Source organism: Streptomyces racemochromogenes, assembly GCF_044129415.1.
Classification (GTDB): Bacteria; Actinomycetota; Actinomycetes; order Streptomycetales; family Streptomycetaceae; genus Streptomyces; species Streptomyces racemochromogenes_A.
In genome coordinates this window covers 1-18,051 of record NZ_JBBDHD010000044.1, presented here as the reverse complement: position 1 = coordinate 18,051, position 18,051 = coordinate 1, and the positions used below count along the sequence as shown (strand labels likewise).

Annotated in this window: 20 protein-coding genes and 1 pseudogene; 16 read left to right on the top strand and 5 right to left on the bottom strand. The window is 74.1% G+C overall.

What is annotated here, in order from left to right; all coding sequences use genetic code 11:
• The first annotated feature begins 74 nt into the window (after window positions 1-74).
• Complete coding sequence (locus WDV06_RS18400) at window positions 75-674, top strand: hypothetical protein (RefSeq protein WP_395510846.1); 600 nt, start codon at window positions 75-77, stop codon at window positions 672-674.
• 37 nt (window positions 675-711) lie between these two features.
• On the opposite strand, the gene WDV06_RS18395 is transcribed toward WDV06_RS18400, so the two are convergent.
• A complete protein-coding gene (locus tag WDV06_RS18395; RefSeq protein WP_395510845.1) occupies window positions 712-1,164 on the bottom strand; it encodes a helix-turn-helix transcriptional regulator in 453 nt (150 codons plus the stop codon).
• Between the two features lie 492 nt (window positions 1,165-1,656).
• Window positions 1,657-1,869 carry a hypothetical protein gene (locus WDV06_RS18390; RefSeq protein ID WP_395510844.1) on the bottom strand — a complete coding sequence of 71 codons (213 nt, stop codon included), beginning with the start codon at window positions 1,867-1,869 and terminating at the stop codon, window positions 1,657-1,659.
• A gap of 266 nt (window positions 1,870-2,135) precedes the next feature.
• Between WDV06_RS18390 and WDV06_RS18385 the strand changes: the two genes are divergently transcribed.
• Window positions 2,136-3,116, top strand: coding sequence for a LuxR C-terminal-related transcriptional regulator (locus tag WDV06_RS18385; protein ID WP_395510843.1), 981 nt, complete (start codon window positions 2,136-2,138; stop codon window positions 3,114-3,116).
• A 58-nt stretch (window positions 3,117-3,174) separates the two neighbouring features.
• On the opposite strand, the gene WDV06_RS18380 is transcribed toward WDV06_RS18385, so the two are convergent.
• Window positions 3,175-3,591, bottom strand: a complete 417-nt coding sequence (locus WDV06_RS18380) for an ATP-binding protein (protein WP_395510842.1) — start codon at window positions 3,589-3,591, stop codon at window positions 3,175-3,177.
• A gap of 452 nt (window positions 3,592-4,043) precedes the next feature.
• Here WDV06_RS18380 and WDV06_RS18375 point away from each other — a divergent pair, with 452 nt between their 5' ends.
• Window positions 4,044-5,393, top strand: a complete 1,350-nt coding sequence (locus WDV06_RS18375; protein WP_395510841.1) for an aspartate aminotransferase family protein — start codon at window positions 4,044-4,046, stop codon at window positions 5,391-5,393.
• Between the two features lie 273 nt (window positions 5,394-5,666).
• Entirely contained in the window at window positions 5,667-6,584 is a 918-nt protein-coding gene (gene pucL, locus WDV06_RS18370; protein ID WP_395510840.1) for a factor-independent urate hydroxylase, read from the top strand.
• A 57-nt stretch (window positions 6,585-6,641) separates the two neighbouring features.
• On the opposite strand, the gene WDV06_RS18365 is transcribed toward pucL, so the two are convergent.
• Window positions 6,642-7,103, bottom strand: coding sequence for a histidine phosphatase family protein (locus WDV06_RS18365; protein ID WP_395510839.1), 462 nt, complete (start codon window positions 7,101-7,103; stop codon window positions 6,642-6,644).
• A gap of 241 nt (window positions 7,104-7,344) precedes the next feature.
• Here WDV06_RS18365 and WDV06_RS18360 point away from each other — a divergent pair, with 241 nt between their 5' ends.
• From WDV06_RS18360 to WDV06_RS18330, 7 genes are all read left to right on the top strand, one after another.
• Window positions 7,345-7,560, top strand: coding sequence for a CbtB domain-containing protein (locus tag WDV06_RS18360; protein WP_395510838.1), 216 nt, complete (start codon window positions 7,345-7,347; stop codon window positions 7,558-7,560).
• Between the two features lie 42 nt (window positions 7,561-7,602).
• Window positions 7,603-8,355 (top strand): CbtA family protein, encoded by a 753-nt coding sequence (locus WDV06_RS18355; protein WP_395510837.1) that lies wholly within the window; start codon window positions 7,603-7,605, stop codon window positions 8,353-8,355.
• Between the two features lie 53 nt (window positions 8,356-8,408).
• Window positions 8,409-8,654, top strand: coding sequence for a hypothetical protein (locus WDV06_RS18350; protein WP_395510836.1), 246 nt, complete (start codon window positions 8,409-8,411; stop codon window positions 8,652-8,654).
• A 169-nt stretch (window positions 8,655-8,823) separates the two neighbouring features.
• Entirely contained in the window at window positions 8,824-9,822 is a 999-nt protein-coding gene (locus WDV06_RS18345; protein ID WP_395510876.1) for a PucR family transcriptional regulator, read from the top strand.
• Between the two features lie 206 nt (window positions 9,823-10,028).
• The gene (locus WDV06_RS18340) at window positions 10,029-10,616 is read left to right on the top strand and encodes a class F sortase (RefSeq protein WP_395510835.1); all 588 of its coding nucleotides are present in this window, start codon (window positions 10,029-10,031) and stop codon (window positions 10,614-10,616) included.
• Between the two features lie 112 nt (window positions 10,617-10,728).
• Complete coding sequence (locus WDV06_RS18335) at window positions 10,729-11,085, top strand: hypothetical protein (RefSeq protein ID WP_395510834.1); 357 nt, start codon at window positions 10,729-10,731, stop codon at window positions 11,083-11,085.
• 57 nt (window positions 11,086-11,142) lie between these two features.
• Entirely contained in the window at window positions 11,143-11,337 is a 195-nt protein-coding gene (locus tag WDV06_RS18330; RefSeq protein ID WP_395510833.1) for a hypothetical protein, read from the top strand.
• Window positions 11,338-11,423: 86 nt separating this feature from the next.
• On the opposite strand, the gene WDV06_RS18325 is transcribed toward WDV06_RS18330, so the two are convergent.
• Window positions 11,424-11,831: a hypothetical protein gene (locus tag WDV06_RS18325; protein WP_395510832.1), complete on the bottom strand. Its 408-nt coding sequence runs from the start codon at window positions 11,829-11,831 to the stop codon at window positions 11,424-11,426.
• Window positions 11,832-11,980: 149 nt separating this feature from the next.
• Here WDV06_RS18325 and WDV06_RS18320 point away from each other — a divergent pair, with 149 nt between their 5' ends.
• The 5 genes and pseudogenes from WDV06_RS18320 to WDV06_RS18300 all read left to right on the top strand — a co-directional run.
• A complete protein-coding gene (locus WDV06_RS18320; protein ID WP_395510831.1) occupies window positions 11,981-12,808 on the top strand; it encodes a hypothetical protein in 828 nt (275 codons plus the stop codon).
• Window positions 12,809-12,879: 71 nt separating this feature from the next.
• Window positions 12,880-14,877 (top strand): FUSC family protein, encoded by a 1,998-nt coding sequence (locus WDV06_RS18315; RefSeq protein WP_395510830.1) that lies wholly within the window; start codon window positions 12,880-12,882, stop codon window positions 14,875-14,877.
• Window positions 14,878-14,916: 39 nt separating this feature from the next.
• A complete protein-coding gene (locus WDV06_RS18310; RefSeq protein WP_395510829.1) occupies window positions 14,917-15,636 on the top strand; it encodes a hypothetical protein in 720 nt (239 codons plus the stop codon).
• Complete coding sequence (locus WDV06_RS18305; RefSeq protein WP_395510828.1) at window positions 15,624-16,883, top strand: sensor histidine kinase; 1,260 nt, start codon at window positions 15,624-15,626, stop codon at window positions 16,881-16,883. Before WDV06_RS18310 ends, WDV06_RS18305 begins: the two co-directional genes overlap by 13 nt.
• A gap of 256 nt (window positions 16,884-17,139) precedes the next feature.
• Window positions 17,140-18,051: pseudogene (locus tag WDV06_RS18300) on the top strand (hypothetical protein); the annotation flags it as partial.

Here is an 18,051-nt window from a genome sequence, read left to right as displayed (position 1 = left end):
ACCGGTCTCCGTGGGAGGGCCGGTACACCCGCTGCGAGAAGATGTAAAACCCACGCACTCAGGAGGCAACACCCGTGGAGAAGACCGCCGCCCGTCCCGTCCTGCGGACCCGACGGGACCAGCTCAAGAACGGTGGCCGGGCATCGCTCATCGGCACCGCCTTCGGCGTGATGTGGTTCGCCCTGGGACAGGCCGTCGTCCACGGCGCCGCCCGCCCGTACGTCCTCGCGGCCGGGGCGGTCCTGTTCGCCGCGAGCGCCGCCACGGCCGTCCGCCTCTTCCTCCTGGCCCGGAGCACCCCGGCCGGAGCGAAGGGCACGCCCCCGGCCCCGGGCGGCGGCGGCCCGAAGTTCCTCACCGTGCTGCTGATCGAGGTCGCCGTCCTGGGCGCGGGCAACAACTACATACGCACCACCCTGGACCGCCCCGAGCTGATGCTGACCTGGTCGGCCCTGGTGGTCGGCGCGCACTTCTTCCCGCTGGCCCGGACCCTGCGCGCCCCGATGCTGCGCTGGATCGGCGCGGCCATGCTGGCCACCGTGGCCCTCGCCGCGGCCGCGGTCCTCGGGCTGGGCGCGGACGAGCAGGCCTGGCGGTACGTGCCCGGACTCGGCTGCGCGGCCGTGCTGTGGGGCGGCACCGCCCTCTCCGGGCTGCGGGCCCGCAAGGCCTGAGGCCGGCCGGAAGGGGCCGCGCCCCGTCCGGCCGGCCTCAGATCCAGCCCTGCTCCACGGCGATGCGGGCCGCGTCGAAACGGTTGCGGCCGCCGAGCTTCTTGATGGAGGCCGAGGTGACGTTGCGTACGGTTCCGGCCGCCAGGTAGAGCTCGGCCGCGATCTCCTTGACGGTGGCCCCGCCGGCCGTGAGGCGCAGCACCTGGGACTCCCGGGTGCTGAGCTTCGTCGCCGGGCCGGCGCCCGGAACGCCCAGGCCCATGGCGCTGCCGGCCAGGGACGGGGCCATCGTCACGCAGCCGGCCGCCACGCCCTTGAGGGTGGCGATGAGCCGCGGCAGGCCCGTATCGGTCGGAACGATGCCGTGCACTCCGGCCGCCATCGCCCGGCCGACCGCCGCAGGGCGATTTCCGGCCATCATCAGAACGATTCCGCACGAGGGCACCCGGGCCCGTACCGCCGACGCGAGGCGCAGTACGTCATCGCCCACCGGAGTGTCCTCCAGGAGAAGGACATCGGGTGAATGACGGTGGACAAGTGATAGGACGTGCTGAGGATCGCTTTCCGCGGCGATGACCTCTATGCCGCCGGCCGACCGGAGGGCTTCGACGAGAGCCTCCAGGAAGAGAATCCGGCTGCCGCCGACAATGACGCTGATAGCCATGCTGAATCCCCTGAATGAACCGTGGGGCCGTGTCTACCGTTCGGTTTCCACGGTCCAGCCACTGAGCTGTTGGGTTATCTCCAGTGCCCGGCGGCAAATGCTGTCGCCTGACGCCGGTGGTTCCATTACGCCGGAGACGGTCTGGAACAGGACGAGCTCGACGCGCCCGTCACAGGGGCGGACCGCCACGTGTTCCAGGCCGTCCGCGGGAGTGGCCACGGACCTCAACAACGAGGCGAGAAGCAGCGGATCCGGCGGGCCGCCCGTCATGCCGGCCGGTGCGCGCAGGGAAACCGCGGTCATAAGCATGCGAGTCGACTAGTCCCAGTTCTGGTTGTACGAGGTGATGACGAACGCCTCGGGCGACGCGTCGGCGTCGGGGGCGACGATGTCCCAGTTCTGGTTCCCGGCCTCGACGGCGACCCGGTTTTCCCCGCCCTGCCCGGGGGCGTGGCCCGCACCGAAGAGGAACAGGCCGGCGGCGAGAGCGACGGCGGAAGCGGCACCGGAGACACGACGGAACTGCAGCATGGTTTTCCCCCTGGAAAAGCGTTCGTAAAGCGGGAGCCGCCCGGGCGTTCGGCGCCGGGTGCTCCTTCGTTCTGTGACCAGCTTGCTTTACGCCGGACCCCATCCGGAAGCAGATCCGCTGGCAGGAAGAACCCTGTGGCAGGTCGGTGCCAACCTCGCAACGGAGTCCGCACGGAAGTAGCCATCCACCTGCGGCGTCTCATATGTTGGCCGTATCGGCGCGGCTCAGTGCAGAGTGAGCGGCGGGGGACCGAAGAGGAACGACCATGTTGGAACTACTGGGACTGGACGCACAAACAGCGGACGTGTACGGACTCATGCTGGCGAACCACGCATGGGGCATCACGGAGATCGCACGCCGACTCCACATCACGCCCGCCGACGTGCGCGAGTCACTGGAGAAACTGACCGATCTGCGCCTCTTGCACAGATCCGCCACGGGGGACGAACTCCAGCCTTCCGACCCCGCGTTGGGGCTGCGCGAACTGCTCAACGAGCGCAAGCGCGAGCTGGAGAGCAGACAGGCGGCGGTGGCCCGCTGCGAGGCCGACATGGCCCAGCTGGTCAGCACCTACAGCGAGCTCTACACCGGCCAGACCCAGCGCGTGGCCCAGCAGTTCCTCGGCGTCGAGTCGGTACAGAACCGGATCAGGGAGCTCTCCACCGAGGCTACCTCCGAATGCCTGACCTTCAACCCCGGCGGCGCGCAGTCTCAAGCGAGCCTTGAGGCCAGCAAGCCGCTCGACCGCGACTCCCTGGACCGCGGCGTCCGGATGCGCACGGTCTACCTGGACAGCGTCCGCAACGACTCGGTCACCACCGAATACGCGGAGTGGCTCACCGACCTGGGCGGCGAGGTGCGCACCGTGCCCTCGCTGCCGCTGCGCATGCTCATCTTCGACCGCAAGACCGTCATCGTCCCGGCGGACCCGGAGAACACCCGCAAGGGCGCGGTCCAGCTGACCGAGCCGGGCGTGGTCGTCGGCCTGGCCGGGCTGTTCGACCAGATCTGGGAGTCGGCGGTGCCGCTGGGCACCCGCCAGGACCGCGACGACCGGGGCCTGACCCGGCAGGAGAAGGAACTGCTGCGGCTGCTGGGCAGCGGGCTCACCGACGAGGCCGCCGGCCGCCAGCTGGGCCTGTCCCTGCGGACGGTCCGCCGGATGATGGCGGAGCTGATGAAACGTCTCGGCGCCGGCAGCCGCTTCGAGGCGGGTCTGCGCGCCGCCCAGCGCGAGTGGGTGTGACGGCCTGACGCGCGCGGGTCCGGGCCGGACCTTCCCGGCCCGGCCCGGACAGCCCGGTCTACGGCTCCGGCAGGGGCGTCGGGAGTTCCAGCCAGACCGTCTTGCCCGGGGGGCCGCCGGTGAGGGGGGAGGACCCCCAGGCCTGGGCCAGGTGGTCCAGCAGGACCAGGCCGTGTCCGCCGGGCCGGGAACGGTCCTGCGTGGAGCGGGGCCGCGGCGGCTCCGGGCTGTCGTCGGTCACCTCGACCCTCAGCCGGCCGCCCGGCCCGTACCGCAGGACGAGCTCACGCGGGCCCCCGGCGTGCAGGCACGCGTTGGTGACCAGCTCCGACACGAGCAGGAGCGCGTCCTCCTCGGCCTCGGTACCCGGCGCCCAGCGCCAGTCGGCGAGGGCCCGCCGGGTGAAGTCCCGGCACCGCGTGACGACGCCCGCCGTGGCGCCGCCCAGGACCAGCCTCCGCGTCTGTTCCGCCACCGGCGCACTCCCGTCTCGGCCTCACCCGTCCCCTCGGCGCCGCACCTACCCCCGACCAGGATGGACAAATCCCACGGATTCGGCCACCAGGCCGCCACAACGGCCCCACGGCTCGGACGGCCCACCGCCCCGCGGGTGCTCCCCCGTGCCGCCGGAGCCCTCGCCCGGCGCCGCCGGAGGCCCGCCGGAGCCGTCCGGCCCGGCCTGAAAGGGTCCCGACGGGGGCCTCCCGCCGCTCTCCGAGCGGGGTCCCGAGAACGCGCGAGCGGCCCCCGCCAGGGCTTTTCGGCCGTTCTCCCCCGTGGAACGGTCGCCCCGGGACGCTAATCCGGCCGCTCGTCCACCGTCGAGGACCGCCGGTCCGATCCGTCAAGTCCTCCCGCGCCGCCCCGGCCCCCACGACGGGCCACGGGCAGCCCCGCGTCCACATCCTGGACAACTACCCTCGCTATATGAACGCAGATGCCGACGCCCTCCGCACCGTGAAAGACGCCGACAGGAAGCACGTCTTCCATTCCTGGTCGGCCCAGGAGCTCATCGACCCGCTCGCCGTCGCGGGCGCCGAGGGCTCCTACTTCTGGGACTACGAGGGCAACCGCTATCTCGACTTCTCCAGTGCGCTCGTCTACACCAACATCGGCTACCAGCACCCCAAGGTGGCCGCCGCCATCGCGGAGCAGGCCGGCAGGCTCTGTACCGTCGCGCCCGGCTTCGCCGTGGACGTCCGCTCCGAGGCGGCCCGGCTGATCGCCGAGCGCACCCCCGGCGACCTCGACAGGATCTTCTTCACCAACGCCGGCGCCGAGGCCGTGGAGAACGCCGTCCGCATGGCCCGGCTGCACACCGGCCGCCCCAAGGTGATGTCCGCGTACCGCTCGTACCACGGCGCCACCTCCACCGCGATCAACCTCACCGGTGACGCCCGCCGCTTCGGCAACGACAGCGCCACCGCCGGCGTCGTCCACTTCTGGGGCCCGTTCCCCTACCGCTCCCCCTTCTACTCCGGCAGCGAGGCCGAGGAGTGCGAGCGCGCGCTGCGCCACCTGGAGGACACGGTCGTCTTCGAGGGCCCGCAGTCCATCGCGGCGATCATCCTGGAGACCGTCGGCGGCGCCCCCGGCGTCCTCGTGCCCCCGGCCGGCTACCTGGCGGGCGTCCGCGAGATCTGCGACCGCCACGGCATCGTGTTCATCCTGGACGAGGTCATGGTCGGCTTCGGCCGCACCGGCACCTGGTTCGCCGCCGAGCACTGGGGCGTCACCCCCGACCTCCTCTGCTTCGCCAAGGGCGTCACCAGCGGGTACGTCCCGCTCGGCGGCGTGGCGATCTCCTCCGCCATCGCGGAGACCTTCGCCCGACGCACCTACCCGGGCGGGCTGACCTACTCCGGGCACGTGCTGGCCTGCGCCGCCGCCGTCGCCACGATCAACGTGATGGAGGAGGAAGGCGTCGTCGAGCAGTCCGCCCGCACCGGCACCGAGCTGCTGGGCCCCGGCCTGCGCGCCCTCGCCGAGCGGCACCCGTCCGTGGGCGAGGTCCGCGGTCTGGGCACCTTCTGGGCCCTGGAACTCGTCCGGGACGCGGCCACGCGGGAGCCGCTCGTCCCGTACAACGCCTCCGGCGCCGCGAACGCCCCCATGGCGGCCTTCGGCGCGGCCCTGAAGAAGGGCGGCCTGTGGCCCCTCCTCGCCGGGAACCGGATCCACGTCGCCCCGCCCTGCACCATCGCGGCCGAGGACGTGGCCAAGGGGCTGGCGATCCTCGACGAGGCCCTCGCCGTCACGGACGCGCACATGTCCTGACCTGCACGGTTGTGGGGTCGCCCAACCGGCGGGCGCCGGTGTTCGGAGGTTCCGTGCGCTGGTCAAACCCGCCGTACACATGGTGCAATCCCGTCAGTACACAGGTACGACTCAGCACCTACGGACCGGGATGCACGTCAGTCCCGGGGCGGCCCCCGAGGGGTCGAACGGCGGGGAGCGGGACGTCCTCCTCGGGGGGCGGGCGCTGGACGCCGGGCGTACGGGATCCAGACCAACGGACTCCGTGTTCCCGAGTACCCGAAGGAAGACAGCATGAGCAAGCACGTCCTGGGCCAGAACCAGTACGGCAAGGCCGAGAACCGCATCGTCGTGGTGACCCGCAAGGGCAGCGACGGCTCCTGGGCCGAGATCCGCGACCTGAACGTCTCGGTCGCCCTGCGCGGCGAGTTCCGCGACGTCCACCTCACCGGCGACAACGCCAACTGCCTGCCGACCGACACCACCAAGAACACGGTGTACGCCTTCGGCAAGGAGCACGGCATCGCCTCGCCCGAGGCCTTCGGCATCCTGCTCGCCAAGCACTTCGTCTCCTCCCAGGCCCCCATCCGCGAGGCGCAGATCCGGATCGAGGAGTTCGCCTGGGAGCGGATCCCCGTCCCGACGCGCAAGGAGCAGCACTCCTTCGTCCGCAAGGGGCAGGAGGTGCGCACCGCGCAGATCACCTACAGCGAGACCACCGGTCTCCAGGTCATCTCCGGCCTGAAGGACCTGACCGTGATGAACTCGACCAACTCCGAGTTCCACGGCTTCATCAAGGACAAGTACACGACCCTCCAGGAGGCGTACGACCGCATCCTGGCCACCAAGGTCACCGCCCGCTGGGCGCAGTCGGCGCTGGCCGCCGACGACGCCGACCACGACTGGGACCGGTCCTACAAGAAGGTCCGCAAGCACCTGCTCGAAGCCTTCGCGGAGACGTACTCCTACTCGCTCCAGCAGACCCTGAACCAGATGGCCGAGCGTGTGCTCGACAACTGTCCGAAGGTCAACGAGGTGCGCCTGAACCTCCCCAACAAGCACCACTTCCTCGTCGACCTGGAGCCCTTCGGCCTCAAGAACGACAACGAGGTGTACTTCGCGGCGGACCGGATGTACGGCCTGATCGAGGGCACCGTCCACCGTGACGGCGTCCAGCCGGTGATCGCCACCTCCGACTGGATCGTGGCCTGAGGCCCCTCCGCCCGGCGGAAGTCGGCCCGGACCGCGTCGCGGGGTCCGGGCCGTCCGTCATTCCGCGGGGCGGGGGTGCCCGAGCCGCAGGTTCCAGCGGCCCGCCCGGCCGCTGAGGACGGTCTCGGTGTCCGGGCGCACGTCGAGCCGCCAGAAGGCGGCGGCCGGCAGTTCCAGGGCGGCCACCACGACCGCCCGTACGACGGCCTGCGCGACCACCACCCGGTGCGGGCCCGGCTCCAGTCCCGCCAGGTGCTCCCCCGTACGGGTGATCAGCGCGGTCACCGACTCCCCGCCGCCGGGCGGGGCGAACTCCGGGTCGGTGAGCCAGCGCCGCACCGCCTCCGGGTCCTCGGCGGCGACCTCGTCCAGGGTGCGGCCCGCCCACTCCCCCGTGTCAGGCCCGGCCAGTCCCCCGTGTCCCGGGCAGGGACGCGCGGGCGCGAACCGGCCCTGGCGGGCGGCGGCGTCGAGCGGAGGGGTCGTCAGGTGCAGGCGCACCGGGGGCGTCAGAGGCATAAAAAGAGCGTAAAGCGCACGCCCAGGGCGTGAGACGACGGCCACACGCCGTGGTGTTCACGCCAGGACCGCGCTACCGTCACGGACGACATGTAGAAGGTATGACGGAAGTACCGGTGAGAATCCGGCACGGTCGCGCCACTGTGAATCCTCCCGCCGCGACGGGGGAGGGAAGTCAGACCCGCCCGCCTTCGACGAGAGCACCACTGACCGGGACGCGTGTTCCCCTGGAGGTACTGCCATGGCCCACTCCGCCGTGCCCGCTTCGGCCCCTGTCGCCGTCGCCCCCATCTCGCTTTCCGCGCTGGCCCCCTGGGCCGTCTTCGCCGCCGTGGTGACCCTCTTCCTGCTGTACCTCGTCGGCGTCGAGCAGGGTGCCGCCGCGGTCTTCCAGGGCGAGAACGTCCACGAGTGGATGCACGACGGCCGCCACCTGCTCGGCTTCCCCTGCCACTGACCTCCTGCTGATCCTCCGCCGATCACGCAAGGAGCTCCCCACGTGAACACCGTCTCCCCCCGTGCCCTCCTGGTCCGGGGCATGCTGGCCGGTCTGCTCGCGGGCGTCGCCGCCTTCCTCGTCTCGTACCTGCTGGGCGAGTCGAAGGTGGACGCGGCGATCGCCATCGAGGAGGCCGGCGAGGCCGCACACGACCACGCCGAGGCCGCCCCGGTCAGCCGGGCCCTCCAGGCCACGGCCGGCCTCGGTACCGGCACCCTGCTCTACGGGCTCGCGCTCGGCGGCATCGCCGCGCTCGTGTTCTGCTTCGCCCTCGGCCGGATCGGCCGCTTCGGCCCCCGCGCCACGGCGGCCCTGGTCAGCGGCGGGCTGTTCGTCACCGTCGCGCTGGTGCCGTTCCTCAAGTACCCCGCCAATCCCCCTGCGGTGGGCGACCCGGGCACGGTCGTCCGGCGGACCACCCTCTACCTGCTGATGATCGCGCTGAGCGTGCTGCTGGCCTCGGCCGCCCTGATCCTGGGGCGGCGGCTCGCTCCGCGCCTGGGCAACTGGAACGCCTCGGTCGTCGCCTCGCTCGCCTTCGTGGCGGCCGTGGGCCTCGCCTACGCGCTGCTGCCGGGCGTCAACGAGGTGCCGGAGGACTTCCCGGCGACGCTGATCTGGCAGTTCCGGCTCGCGTCGCTGGCCATCCAGGCGACGGTGTGGACGACTTTCGGCCTGGCCTTCGGTTTTCTAGCCGAACGCGCTATTGCCCCGGCCGTCACACCCAAGGAGGCTGTACAGCCGACGAGTTGAGGTCGGCACTCCGGTTGCGGACGTGCCGCGGGCGGAGGATGGGGAGCCGGGACATGCAGTCCGCGATCCGGGAATGGCGGGGCTGGACCGGCGCCGCACCCTTCTGGCTGAACTCGGCTCTGCTGAGCCTGGCCCCGTTCACCGCGATCCCCCTCTTCGCCCAGATCGGCGTCATCACCGCCCTGGCCGCCCTCGGCGGACTGGCCCGCCAGCTCTGGTACGGCGACTACGGCCACCCCGCGATGCACCTCGCCGCCGCCCTCATGGGGGCGGCGGCGGTGGTTTTCGTGGTGCTCTGACCTCGCCCGCGGCCCCGCCCTCCCAAGCCCGCGGCCCCGCCCTCCCGCGCCCCCGTCGCCGAACTGCCCGTCCGCCGAGGAAGAATGGGGCTTTTCGAGCGGAACGGGGTCCGGTGTGACGGCGGCAGGGCGGGACATACCCGAGGAGTACCTGACCGGGTACGTGCACATGCTCGGGGAGGTCTCGGCCACCGGCCGCCGCCCCGCGCGCGAGGAGCTCGACGCCCGGCGCGCCCTCGGCGAGAGGGCCGCCGAAGCCGGCCACGGACTGTCCGCCCTGGTCGGGGCCCACCTGGCCGCCACCCGCGCCGCGCTCGCCGGCCGGGCCGCCCCGGACCCCCTGTTGCACGCCGCGGAACAGGCCGTCGACGCCTTCACCGAGGGCTGGGAGCGGGCCCGGCGGCTGGCGGTGCGCCAGGAGGAGGCGGCGCGCCGCGAGTTCGTCGACGACCTCCTCCTCGGCCGGGGCGACCCCGGCCGCCTCGGCGAGCGCGCCGAGGACCTCGGACTCCGCCCGGCCCGCACCTACACGGTGGCCGTGGCCCGTGCGGCGACCCCCTACGCGGACGGGAGCCCCGGGGTCGGGCGGCTGGAGCGGGCACTGGAGGGGGCGGTGCTGCTCGCCACCAAGGAGGGCCGGCTGGTCTGCGTGGCCCCGGGCGAGGAAGAGGGGGTGCCGGCCCGCTTCGCACGGCGGGCGCGGGCGGAGCGCGGCCCCGGCGGGCTCGTCGCGGTCGGGCGCCCGCACCCGGGGCTGGCCGGGGTGGCCGCCTCCTACGCGGAGGCCCTGCGCGCCCTCGACCTCGCGGACCGGCTCGGCTTCGAGGGGCCGCTGGTGCGCGCCGCCGAGCTGCTCGTCTTCCCGGTGCTGACCCGGGACCGGGACGCCCTGGCCGACCTGGTGCTGAGCGTCCTCGGGCCGCTGCGGGCCGGACGCGGCGGGGCCGGCCCGCTGCTGGACACGCTGACCGTCTGGTTCGACGCCGGCTGCGTGACGGCGGAAGCCGCCCGGCGGCTGGGGCTGAGCGTACGGGCGCTGACGTACCGCCTGGAACGCATCCGCAGCCTGACGGCCCACGACCCCGGCAACCCGACCCACCGCTACACCCTCCAGACGGCCGCCCTGGGGGCCCGCCTCCTGAACTGGCCCGCGGAACCCCTTCCGTAGCGACGCCCTCACCCTTTCGGATGTACGGGCTCCCGCTTTCGCAACCGCCTCCGCCCCCCACCGCCAACTGCGAAGACTCCCGCCGCACCCCCCGACACACCGATGACGCCCCGTCAACTCACGCATACCGCCGACGTGCCGACCCCCCTCGACTGGGCCAGGCTCCCAGGAACCGGCCGCCCGTGCCGGCCTCCAGGAGGAATGCCATGTCCCGCGCCCGATGGGCGGCCGCCGCGCTGACGGTCACTCTGCTCTGTACCGGCATCGCCCTGTTGCGCGGAGGAGAGGGCGCCGAGCCGGGGAACTCGGGCATCACGGACGCACTGCCCTCACGGGCGCTGGGCCTGTCCGGCCACCGCCGCCTCGTCCGCGAGCTGGAGCACTCCGGCACCCACGGCCACGTCCCCGCCCGCAGGAGCCGGACCGGAGCCGCCGGACCGCTGCGCCCCTCACAGCCGCTGCGACTGCTGATCCCCAGCCTGGGGGTGGACCTCCCGCTGACCGAGGGCGAGCCGCGCGGCGAGGGCACGGCCGGCTGGGACACCGCCGGCCCGGCCCCCGGGTCGGCCGGGACGGCCGTGGTCAGCGGCATCGGCCTCCCGCTCGCCGAGCTCCGGCGCGGCCGCACCATCGAGGTCCCGCGCGCGGACCACCGTACGGCCGTCTTCACCGTCGAGCGGGTCTCCCCGTACGGGGCCACCGCGCCCGACCGGGGCGGCCGGGCGCGGCTGCGGCTGGTCAGCGGCGAGACGTCCGTCCTGGCGCGGCTGACCGGGCCGCTGCGCACCGGCTGAGCGCGGTGCGCCCGGCCGCCCCGTCAGCCGGGGGAGGTGTTCTCGTCCCCCGGTCGGGGGCTTCTCGGGGGCGGCCGGGGAGTCGCCGGGAGCCGCGGGGCATGGAAGCCCCATGAGCGGTGCGCGGTACACGCGGTCGGTGCTGGCGCGGGCCCTGACGGTGGCCTGCGTGGCCCTGCTGTGCCTGTTCGGCGCCGGTGCGGCGGCCGCCGCCACCGCGGGCACCGATCCCCGTGCCGCCTCCTCCGCCCCGGCCGATCCCGCCGAGGGGCAGTCGGACCCGGCGGCGGATCCCGACGCCCGGGCGGACGTACGCACGGTCGTGCGCGCGGCGCCGGCCCTGCGCGGGCTGCCGACGGGGACGTTTCACGTGAAACACGCGGGCGAGTCCACCCGTGTGGTCCAGGGCGGGCCGGCCACGGCGGCCGTGTCCCCGCGGACGGTCCGGAGTGTGGTCCTGCGCTGCTGAGCGGGCCGAGCGGCAGAACTCCCCCCACACCCACCCGGACCACCGTGAGGTTCCGTCATGCCCATCGACCCGTACGCCGCCCTGAACGCCATGATCCGCGCGGAGGCCGTCCGCTACTCCCCCGCGGCCCGCGAGGACCGGCCCGCAGCGCAGGTCCCGGCCCGTCAGACCGCCCGCGACACCGCACCCGAGGCCCCCGGCGCGGCGGCCGACGGCGAGCCGCAGCGGCCCACCGCGGGCCCGGCCGCGTAACCGGCCCGGCGACGCCGTGAGGCGGCGCCGGTTCCCGTGCCCCGCGACGGGGCGCGGGAACCGGCGCCACGGTGGTGCGCAGGGATTCAGTCCTCCCGCGTGTAGTACCGGTAGAAGGCCATGATCCCGACGCCGATGCCCGTGAACAGGCCGACAACGGTGGAGCGGAGCACGGACTGGTTGGTGAGGCTGTGCAGATAGCCGACGGCGATCCCGCCGAACACCCCGTACGCCGCGGCGTGCAGCTCCCGCATGAGCAGCGGCCCGAACCGCGCGAGGCCGTACATGACGGCGGCGAAGAGCACGCCGCACAGGATGCCGTAGAAGACGTTGCCGACGGTGACCGGACCGGTGTCGCGCTTCATCATGGCGGCCCAGATCCCGTAGACGAGGCCGAGCAGCAGGGCGCGGATCAGGGCGCCCCTGTGGAGGTCGTGCTCCGCCGACGTCATCGGACGGTGCCACTGGATGGTGCGGGGGGCCGCGTGTGCCATGGCGCACTCCTCTCTTCCCGCCTCCAGGGCACACCCGCCGTCCCGGAGCGGCAAGTGGATCACCCCTCCGGACGCGGGCCGGACCCCGCCGCGCCCCGTACGCAGCAACCGGGGTGGCGCCGGACCCGGCGCCCGCCTTCCCTGGTGACGTGCGCACCTACCTGTCGGCGGCCCTCATCGTGCTCGTGGCCCTCCTCGTGCCCGCGAGCGCGGTCGCGTACTGGGCCGACCGCCAACTGGGTGACGCCGACCGCTACACCGCCGCCATGTCCCCGCTCGCCACGAACCCCGCCGTCCAGGGGGTGGTCGTCACCCAGGCCGCGCGCGCCCTCTCCGGCCAGATCGACGCGGGCCCCTTCCAGGGCGGGGTCGACGCCCTGATCGGGGAGGCCCTGCGCTCCTTCGCCGGGACCCCCGCCTACCGGACGGCCTGGGACGCGGCCAACCGCGCCGCCCACGCCGCGTTCCTCCACGCCCTCACCACCGGACACGGGGACGCCGTCACCATCGACCTCGCGCCGGTGACGGCCGCCGTCAAGGGGGAGCTGGTGGCCGACGGGGTGCCCTTCGCCGACCGCATCCCCGAGACGCACCTGTCGGTGAAGGTCATGGAGTACGACGACCTCGGCGCGCTCCGGAAGGGGTTCCGGATGCTCCAGATCGCGGGGGTCTGGCTCCCCGTGCTGACCCTGCTGCTCGCCGCGGCGGCCGTGGCCGTCGCGGTGCACCGCCGCCGCGCCGTGCTGGCCACCGGTCTCGGCGTCGCGGCCGGAGCCGTCCTGCTGGGCGTCGCGGTCACCGTGTGCCGCCGACTGACCCTCGACGACCTCCCGGCCGACCTCGACCGGGCCGCCGCCGGAGCGGTGTACGACGCGCTCACCGCGTTCCTGCGGACCACCGCCTGGGTGCTCCTCGCCGTCGGACTGGGCACCGCGCTCACCGCATGGCTGGCAGGCCGGCTGCGCCGCACCCCATAAGCTCGGAACATACCCATCCTCCGCAGAACGCCCCAGAAAAACCGATTCGCGAGCGGTGACACGGAAGCGGAATGACCACCGAACGACCCACCGAGCACATACCGCACGGACGGACCCGGACCCACCCCCTGGCTCCCCCCGCCTGGCTCCTGGCGAGCCTGCGGCCGAACCGTGCCCCCGTCCCCTGGGCCGCCGCCGTCCGCGCCGGTATCGCGCTGTCCGTCCCGCTCGCCGTCGGCTTCGCCCTGGACGAGCCCGAGTACGGCGCGCTCGTGTCCATGGGCGCCCTCTCCGGGGTGATCGGCGACACCGCCGACGCCTACCGGATGCGGATCCTGAACATCGCGTTCCCGCAGTTGCTCGGCGCGATCGGGGTGGCCCTGGGCACCCTGGTCTACGGGCACGGCTGGGTCGCGGTCGCGGTCCTCACCCTGATCGCCCTGCTCTCCGGGATGATCTCCTCGATCGGCACGGTCGCCTCCGCGTCCGGGCTGGTGTTCCTGCTCAACGCCGTCGTCGGGGCCGGCCTGCCGCTGCCCGAACCCTGGTGGACGGCCCCGCTGCTGCTCGCCGCGGGCGGCCTGTTCGTGCTGCTGCTCACCCTGCTGGGCTGGCCGCTGCGCGGCCGGCAGCCCGAACGGGCCGCCGTCGCGACCGCCTACCGGGCCGTCGCCGACGCCCTGGAGGCCGCGGGCGGACCGGCCCCCGCCTACGACGAACGCCGGCAGCAGGTCACCCAGGCCCTCAACCAGGCCTACGACCTCGTCCTGGGCCGCCGCGCCCGGGTGCACGGGCGCAGCGCCTCGCTGGTGCGGATCCTCGCCCAGCTGAACGTGCTCATCCCGCTGGTCGAGGCCGCCCCCGCCGCCCACCTGCACGGCCGGCCGCTGCCCCCGGAGGTCCCGGCGGCGGTACGGGAGCTGGCCGCCGCCGTCGAGGAGGGCCGCACCGGCGCCCCGGCCCTCGACCTGCCCGCCCCCCGAAGCCGGTCCGAACGGGCCGTGGACGCCGCCCTGCGGCACGCGGCGACGGTCGTCCCCCTCGCGGAACCGGATCCGCACCACGCCGACGACCGCCTCGGCCGGCCCGCCGCCCTGCGCGTGCGGGCCGGGCGGGCAGTGCGCGACATGATGCTGTCCGAGGCCTCCTGGCGGTACGGGCTGCGCCTGGCCCTGTGCATCGGACTGGCCCAGTCGCTGGTCTCCCTGATCGAGGTGGAGCGCTCGTACTGGGTGGCGCTGACGGTCACCTTCGTCCTCAAACCGGACTTCGGCTCGGTGTTCTCCCGCGCCGTGCTGCGCGCCCTGGGGACGGCCGCCGGACTGGTCCTGGCCGCCGCCGTGCTGGCGGAGGTCCCGCGCGGCTGGTGGGACGTGCCGGTGATGATGCTGCTCGCCGCGCTGATCCCGGCGTTCTCCGCGAAGGGGTACGTCTTCCAGACCGCGGCCATCACCCCGGTGATCCTGCTGCTGTCGGACCTCCTCAACCACCAGGGATTCGACCTGATCCGGCCCCGGCTGCTGGACAGCCTGATCGGGTGCGCCATCGCCCTGGTCTTCGGCTACCTGCTGTGGCCCGAGAGCTGGCACACCCGGGTCGGCGACCGTCTCGCCGACGCCGTCGACGACGCCGCCCGCTACGTGGAGTGCGCCTTCGCCCCGGTCGCGGACGAGGCGGCGCTGCGGGCGGCCCGCCAATCCCGGCTCCAGAGCCGGCGGCGGATCTACCGCGACCTCTCGGGGGTGCGCAGCGAGTTCCAGCGGGCCCTGACCGAGCCCCCGCCCACCGGCAGCCGCGCCGCCGCCTGGTGGCCGCTGGTGGTGGCCGTGGAACGGATCGTGGACGCCACGACGGCGGCCCGGGTCCGCGTCAACCACGGAGCCCCCGCCCCTCCCCCGTCCGAGGTGGCCCGGATCGCCGGCCAGCTCCGCGAACTCGCCGACGGCGTCCGCAGCAGTCCCACCCTGTACCGGGTCGACATCCCGGCGGAACCCGAGGAGGCCGGCGTCCTGTCCCCCCTCCACCAGGAGGTGGCGGCCGCCCGGGCCATCGCCCAACCGGAGCACTAACCGAGGGCCTGGGCCCCTGGCGCACGGCAGCATCGAAGCATGCGCCCCCGCCGCCGTCTGGCCGCCCCGGCCCTGGCCGCCGCCCTGGCGGTCACGGCCGCCGGGTGCGCCGACGTGGCGGGCCTGAAGAGCCAGGGCGACCGCGGCACGGTCCACGCCCCCAGGACCCTGTGGAAGGGCCACTTCCCCGACCCGCCGGACCCCGGCCAGCAGCCCGGCGCGGCGGCCGTGGTCCCGGGCCTGCCCAAGGTGCCGGGGCTCACCATGCGCGGGGTGGACACCCTGGCCGTCGTACGGGCCGACATCACCTCCGCCACCGCCGAGGACGGCGGTACGGGCCGCCTCGTGGACCCCCGGGCCGTCCGGCGGCTCGCGCTCTGCACACAGGCTGTGGACGGCGGCCCGTACTGCCCGGTGCGGCCCGGCGTCCTGCACGATCTGACCGGCAACGGCAGGGAGGAGCTGATCACCGCCCTGGACGTGGACGGCCGCCTCTCCGAACTGCGCGTCTACACCGTCCAGGACGACGGCCGGATCGCCCGCATCCTCTCCCGACGCGGGGTCCTGGAGGGTGTGGAGGTCGCCGCCGAGCACCTCGCGGTCCGCGAACCGACCTCGAACCCGGCGTACATCTCCGTCTCCGACTACGTCTGGGACCCGAACACCAAGAGCATGAGCCTGTCGCAGCTCACCCTCGACGACTGCCCCACCCTCACCGACGTCCCGCTGAGTGCGGACCGGCAGCGATGCGCGCGCTGAGCAGCCTCCGCTGGAAGATCGCCCTGACCACCACCCTGGTGTGCTGCACGGTGGCCGCCGCGCTCGGGATCGCCGTGCACAACGTGGTCGCCCGGCAGGTCGTCGGGGAGGTCCGCAAGGAGGCGGACCGGGAACTGGAGCACGCCCTCGGCCACTACGAGTACGGCACCGCGCACGGCGACGTCCACGCCGCCCTCGACCCGCCCGGGCTCCCGGGCCCCCTGCGCGACCTCGTCGCCCACGGGCGGACGGGCAGCATGGTCGGCACCCGCCAGGGCATTCCCGTCATGTGGGCGGCCGGGCCCGCCGACCGCCAGGCCCTCGCGGTCTGGGTCCCGTACGAGAACACCCGCGCCCGGCTGCGCGACCTGGACACCGCCATCCTCGCCTCCTCGGCACTCGCCGCCGGGGTGGTGGCCCTGGCCGGCCTGTTCCTCGCCAACCGGATCAGCCGCCGCCTCACCACCACGGCCGCCGTCGCCCGCCGGATCAGCGCCGGCGACCTGGACGCCCGGGTCGGTTTCCCCGCCGACCGGGGCGCCTCCGGCCCCCACCGCTCCCGCGACGAGGTCCGGGACGTCGCCCAGGCCCTGGACTCGATGGCCGCCTCGCTCCAGGAACGGCTGGAGGCGGAGAAGCGGTTCACGGCCGATGTCGCGCACGAGCTGCGCACCCCGCTGACGGGCTCGCTGGCGGCGGCCTCGCTGCTGCCGGAAGGCCGGCCCAAGGAGATGATCGAGGACCGGCTGCGGGCCCTGCACCTGCTCACCGAGGACCTGCTGGAGATCTCGCGGCTGGACTCGGGGGTGGAACGGGCCGACCTGGCCCGGGTGGAACTCGGGCGGGCCGTGCGGCGGGCCGTCGCCGGGTCCCGGCTCGCCGCCGACGTCCGGGTGGTGCGGGACGCGGTGGTGCTCACCGACCGGCGGCGCCTGGACCGGATCCTGACCAACCTGCTGGTCAACGCGCACAAGCACGGCAGGCCACCGGTCGAGGTGACGGTGGAGGGGCCGGTGGTCGTGATCCGCGACCACGGCTCCGGCTACCCGGCGGAACTGGTCGAACAGGGCCCGCAGCGGTTCCGCACGGGAGACCCCGGCCGGGGTCGCGGTCACGGTCTGGGACTGACGATCGCGGTGGGCCAGGCAGCCGTCCTGGACATCGCCCTCAGCTTCGCCAACGCCCCCGACGGCGGCGCCCTGACCACGCTCCGGCTCCCGGTGGGGCGGCTGCCGGAGGGGAGTTGACGGGGCCGGTTTCACGTGAAACGTCTCGGACCGCAGAGCCGGTGCGGCGGCGCGGGGATGAACGGTGGATGAACCCGGCACGGCGGAGGGCCAGTTCGTGCGAGCGGACGGGTTGGGTGGTAGGACGGGCACCACGAAGGGCGCCCCTGCCGATGTTCCAGCCAAGGGGCCGATAACCTTACGTGTCCACTCTGGGCAGGGATCAACCGCGCAGCACGGACAAATGACGCACGCACTCATGCGAAAGGCCTGGCCCATGGGTATTCGGAGCTTGTTGCGCAAGGTGTTCGGAAGGGCTGCGGAGCCGGTCCCCGAGACGTCGGACGCCCCAGCGGCGGCCCTCCCCAGCCAGGCCGAACGCACTCCCCTGGAGTCGGCGGCCGAACTGGTGGCGGCGTCCTTCGACAACCCGACGGTGCCGCCGCAGTCCGCGCCGCGCGACCGCGAGGCGGGAGCCCTGCTCACCGCCCCCGCCCCGACGACGGAGCCGACCGTCCCGGAGGCCCGCCGCCCGTCGCCCCCGGCCCCGCAGGGCCCCACCCCGCCCCCGGGGCCCGAGTCGGCCCCCGAGGCCCAGGAACCGGCCGCCGAGGCCGAACCGGCCGCGGAAACGGAGCCGGCCGCGCCCGAGGCCGAGCCGACGCCCGCCACCGCCGAGGCGGAGCCCGCACCGCAGGCGGAGGAGCCGGCCACGGCCGAGCCGGAGGCCGCCGCCGTAGCGGAGGCCCCGGAGCCGCAGCAGGCGCCCGCCGCGGCGACCGAGCCGGCCCTCCCCGAGCCGGAGGCCGATGCCGAACCGGAGGCCACCGCCGCCGAACCGGAGGCCACCGCCGAACCTGAAACCGCCCCGGCGCCGGAGGCAGCCGCCGAGCCCGAGGTGGAGCCCGCACCGTCGGCCGCCGACGCGGTCGTGGAAGCGGAACCCGAGCCCGCACCGCAGGCGGAGGAGCCGCGCACCCCCGAGGCCGTCGCCGTAGCGGAGGACCCGGAGCCCCTGGCCGTGCGGAGCACCGACGCGGACGCCACCCAGCCGGAACCCGCCGCCGACGCCGAGCCCGAGCCGGAACCCGCCGCCGACGCCGAGCCGGAGCCGGCCGCGGCTGGTGGGGTATCCGAACGACAGCGAACGGCCGCTGGGCTGTTCCGGGACGGCCGTGGCCGACGGGCC

What these genes read in the sequence shown, in the direction of transcription:
- WDV06_RS18390 (WP_395510844.1), bottom strand. Translation starts at nt 1,869, where the DNA reads ATGCTGCAGTTCCGTCGTGTCTCCGGTGCCGCTTCCGCCGTCGCTCTC.
- WDV06_RS18385 (WP_395510843.1), top strand. Translation starts at nt 2,136, where the DNA reads ATGTTGGAACTACTGGGACTGGACGCACAAACAGCGGACGTGTACGGA.
- WDV06_RS18375 (WP_395510841.1), top strand. Translation starts at nt 4,044, where the DNA reads ATGAACGCAGATGCCGACGCCCTCCGCACCGTGAAAGACGCCGACAGG.
- pucL (WP_395510840.1), top strand. Translation starts at nt 5,667, where the DNA reads ATGAGCAAGCACGTCCTGGGCCAGAACCAGTACGGCAAGGCCGAGAAC.
- WDV06_RS18365 (WP_395510839.1), bottom strand. Translation starts at nt 7,103, where the DNA reads ATGCCTCTGACGCCCCCGGTGCGCCTGCACCTGACGACCCCTCCGCTC.
- WDV06_RS18360 (WP_395510838.1), top strand. Translation starts at nt 7,345, where the DNA reads ATGGCCCACTCCGCCGTGCCCGCTTCGGCCCCTGTCGCCGTCGCCCCC.
- WDV06_RS18350 (WP_395510836.1), top strand. Translation starts at nt 8,409, where the DNA reads ATGCAGTCCGCGATCCGGGAATGGCGGGGCTGGACCGGCGCCGCACCC.
- WDV06_RS18345 (WP_395510876.1), top strand. Translation starts at nt 8,824, where the DNA reads ATGCTCGGGGAGGTCTCGGCCACCGGCCGCCGCCCCGCGCGCGAGGAG.
- WDV06_RS18340 (WP_395510835.1), top strand. Translation starts at nt 10,029, where the DNA reads ATGTCCCGCGCCCGATGGGCGGCCGCCGCGCTGACGGTCACTCTGCTC.
- WDV06_RS18335 (WP_395510834.1), top strand. Translation starts at nt 10,729, where the DNA reads ATGAGCGGTGCGCGGTACACGCGGTCGGTGCTGGCGCGGGCCCTGACG.
- WDV06_RS18330 (WP_395510833.1), top strand. Translation starts at nt 11,143, where the DNA reads ATGCCCATCGACCCGTACGCCGCCCTGAACGCCATGATCCGCGCGGAG.
- WDV06_RS18325 (WP_395510832.1), bottom strand. Translation starts at nt 11,831, where the DNA reads ATGGCACACGCGGCCCCCCGCACCATCCAGTGGCACCGTCCGATGACG.
- WDV06_RS18315 (WP_395510830.1), top strand. Translation starts at nt 12,880, where the DNA reads ATGACCACCGAACGACCCACCGAGCACATACCGCACGGACGGACCCGG.
- WDV06_RS18310 (WP_395510829.1), top strand. Translation starts at nt 14,917, where the DNA reads ATGCGCCCCCGCCGCCGTCTGGCCGCCCCGGCCCTGGCCGCCGCCCTG.
- WDV06_RS18305 (WP_395510828.1), top strand. Translation starts at nt 15,624, where the DNA reads ATGCGCGCGCTGAGCAGCCTCCGCTGGAAGATCGCCCTGACCACCACC.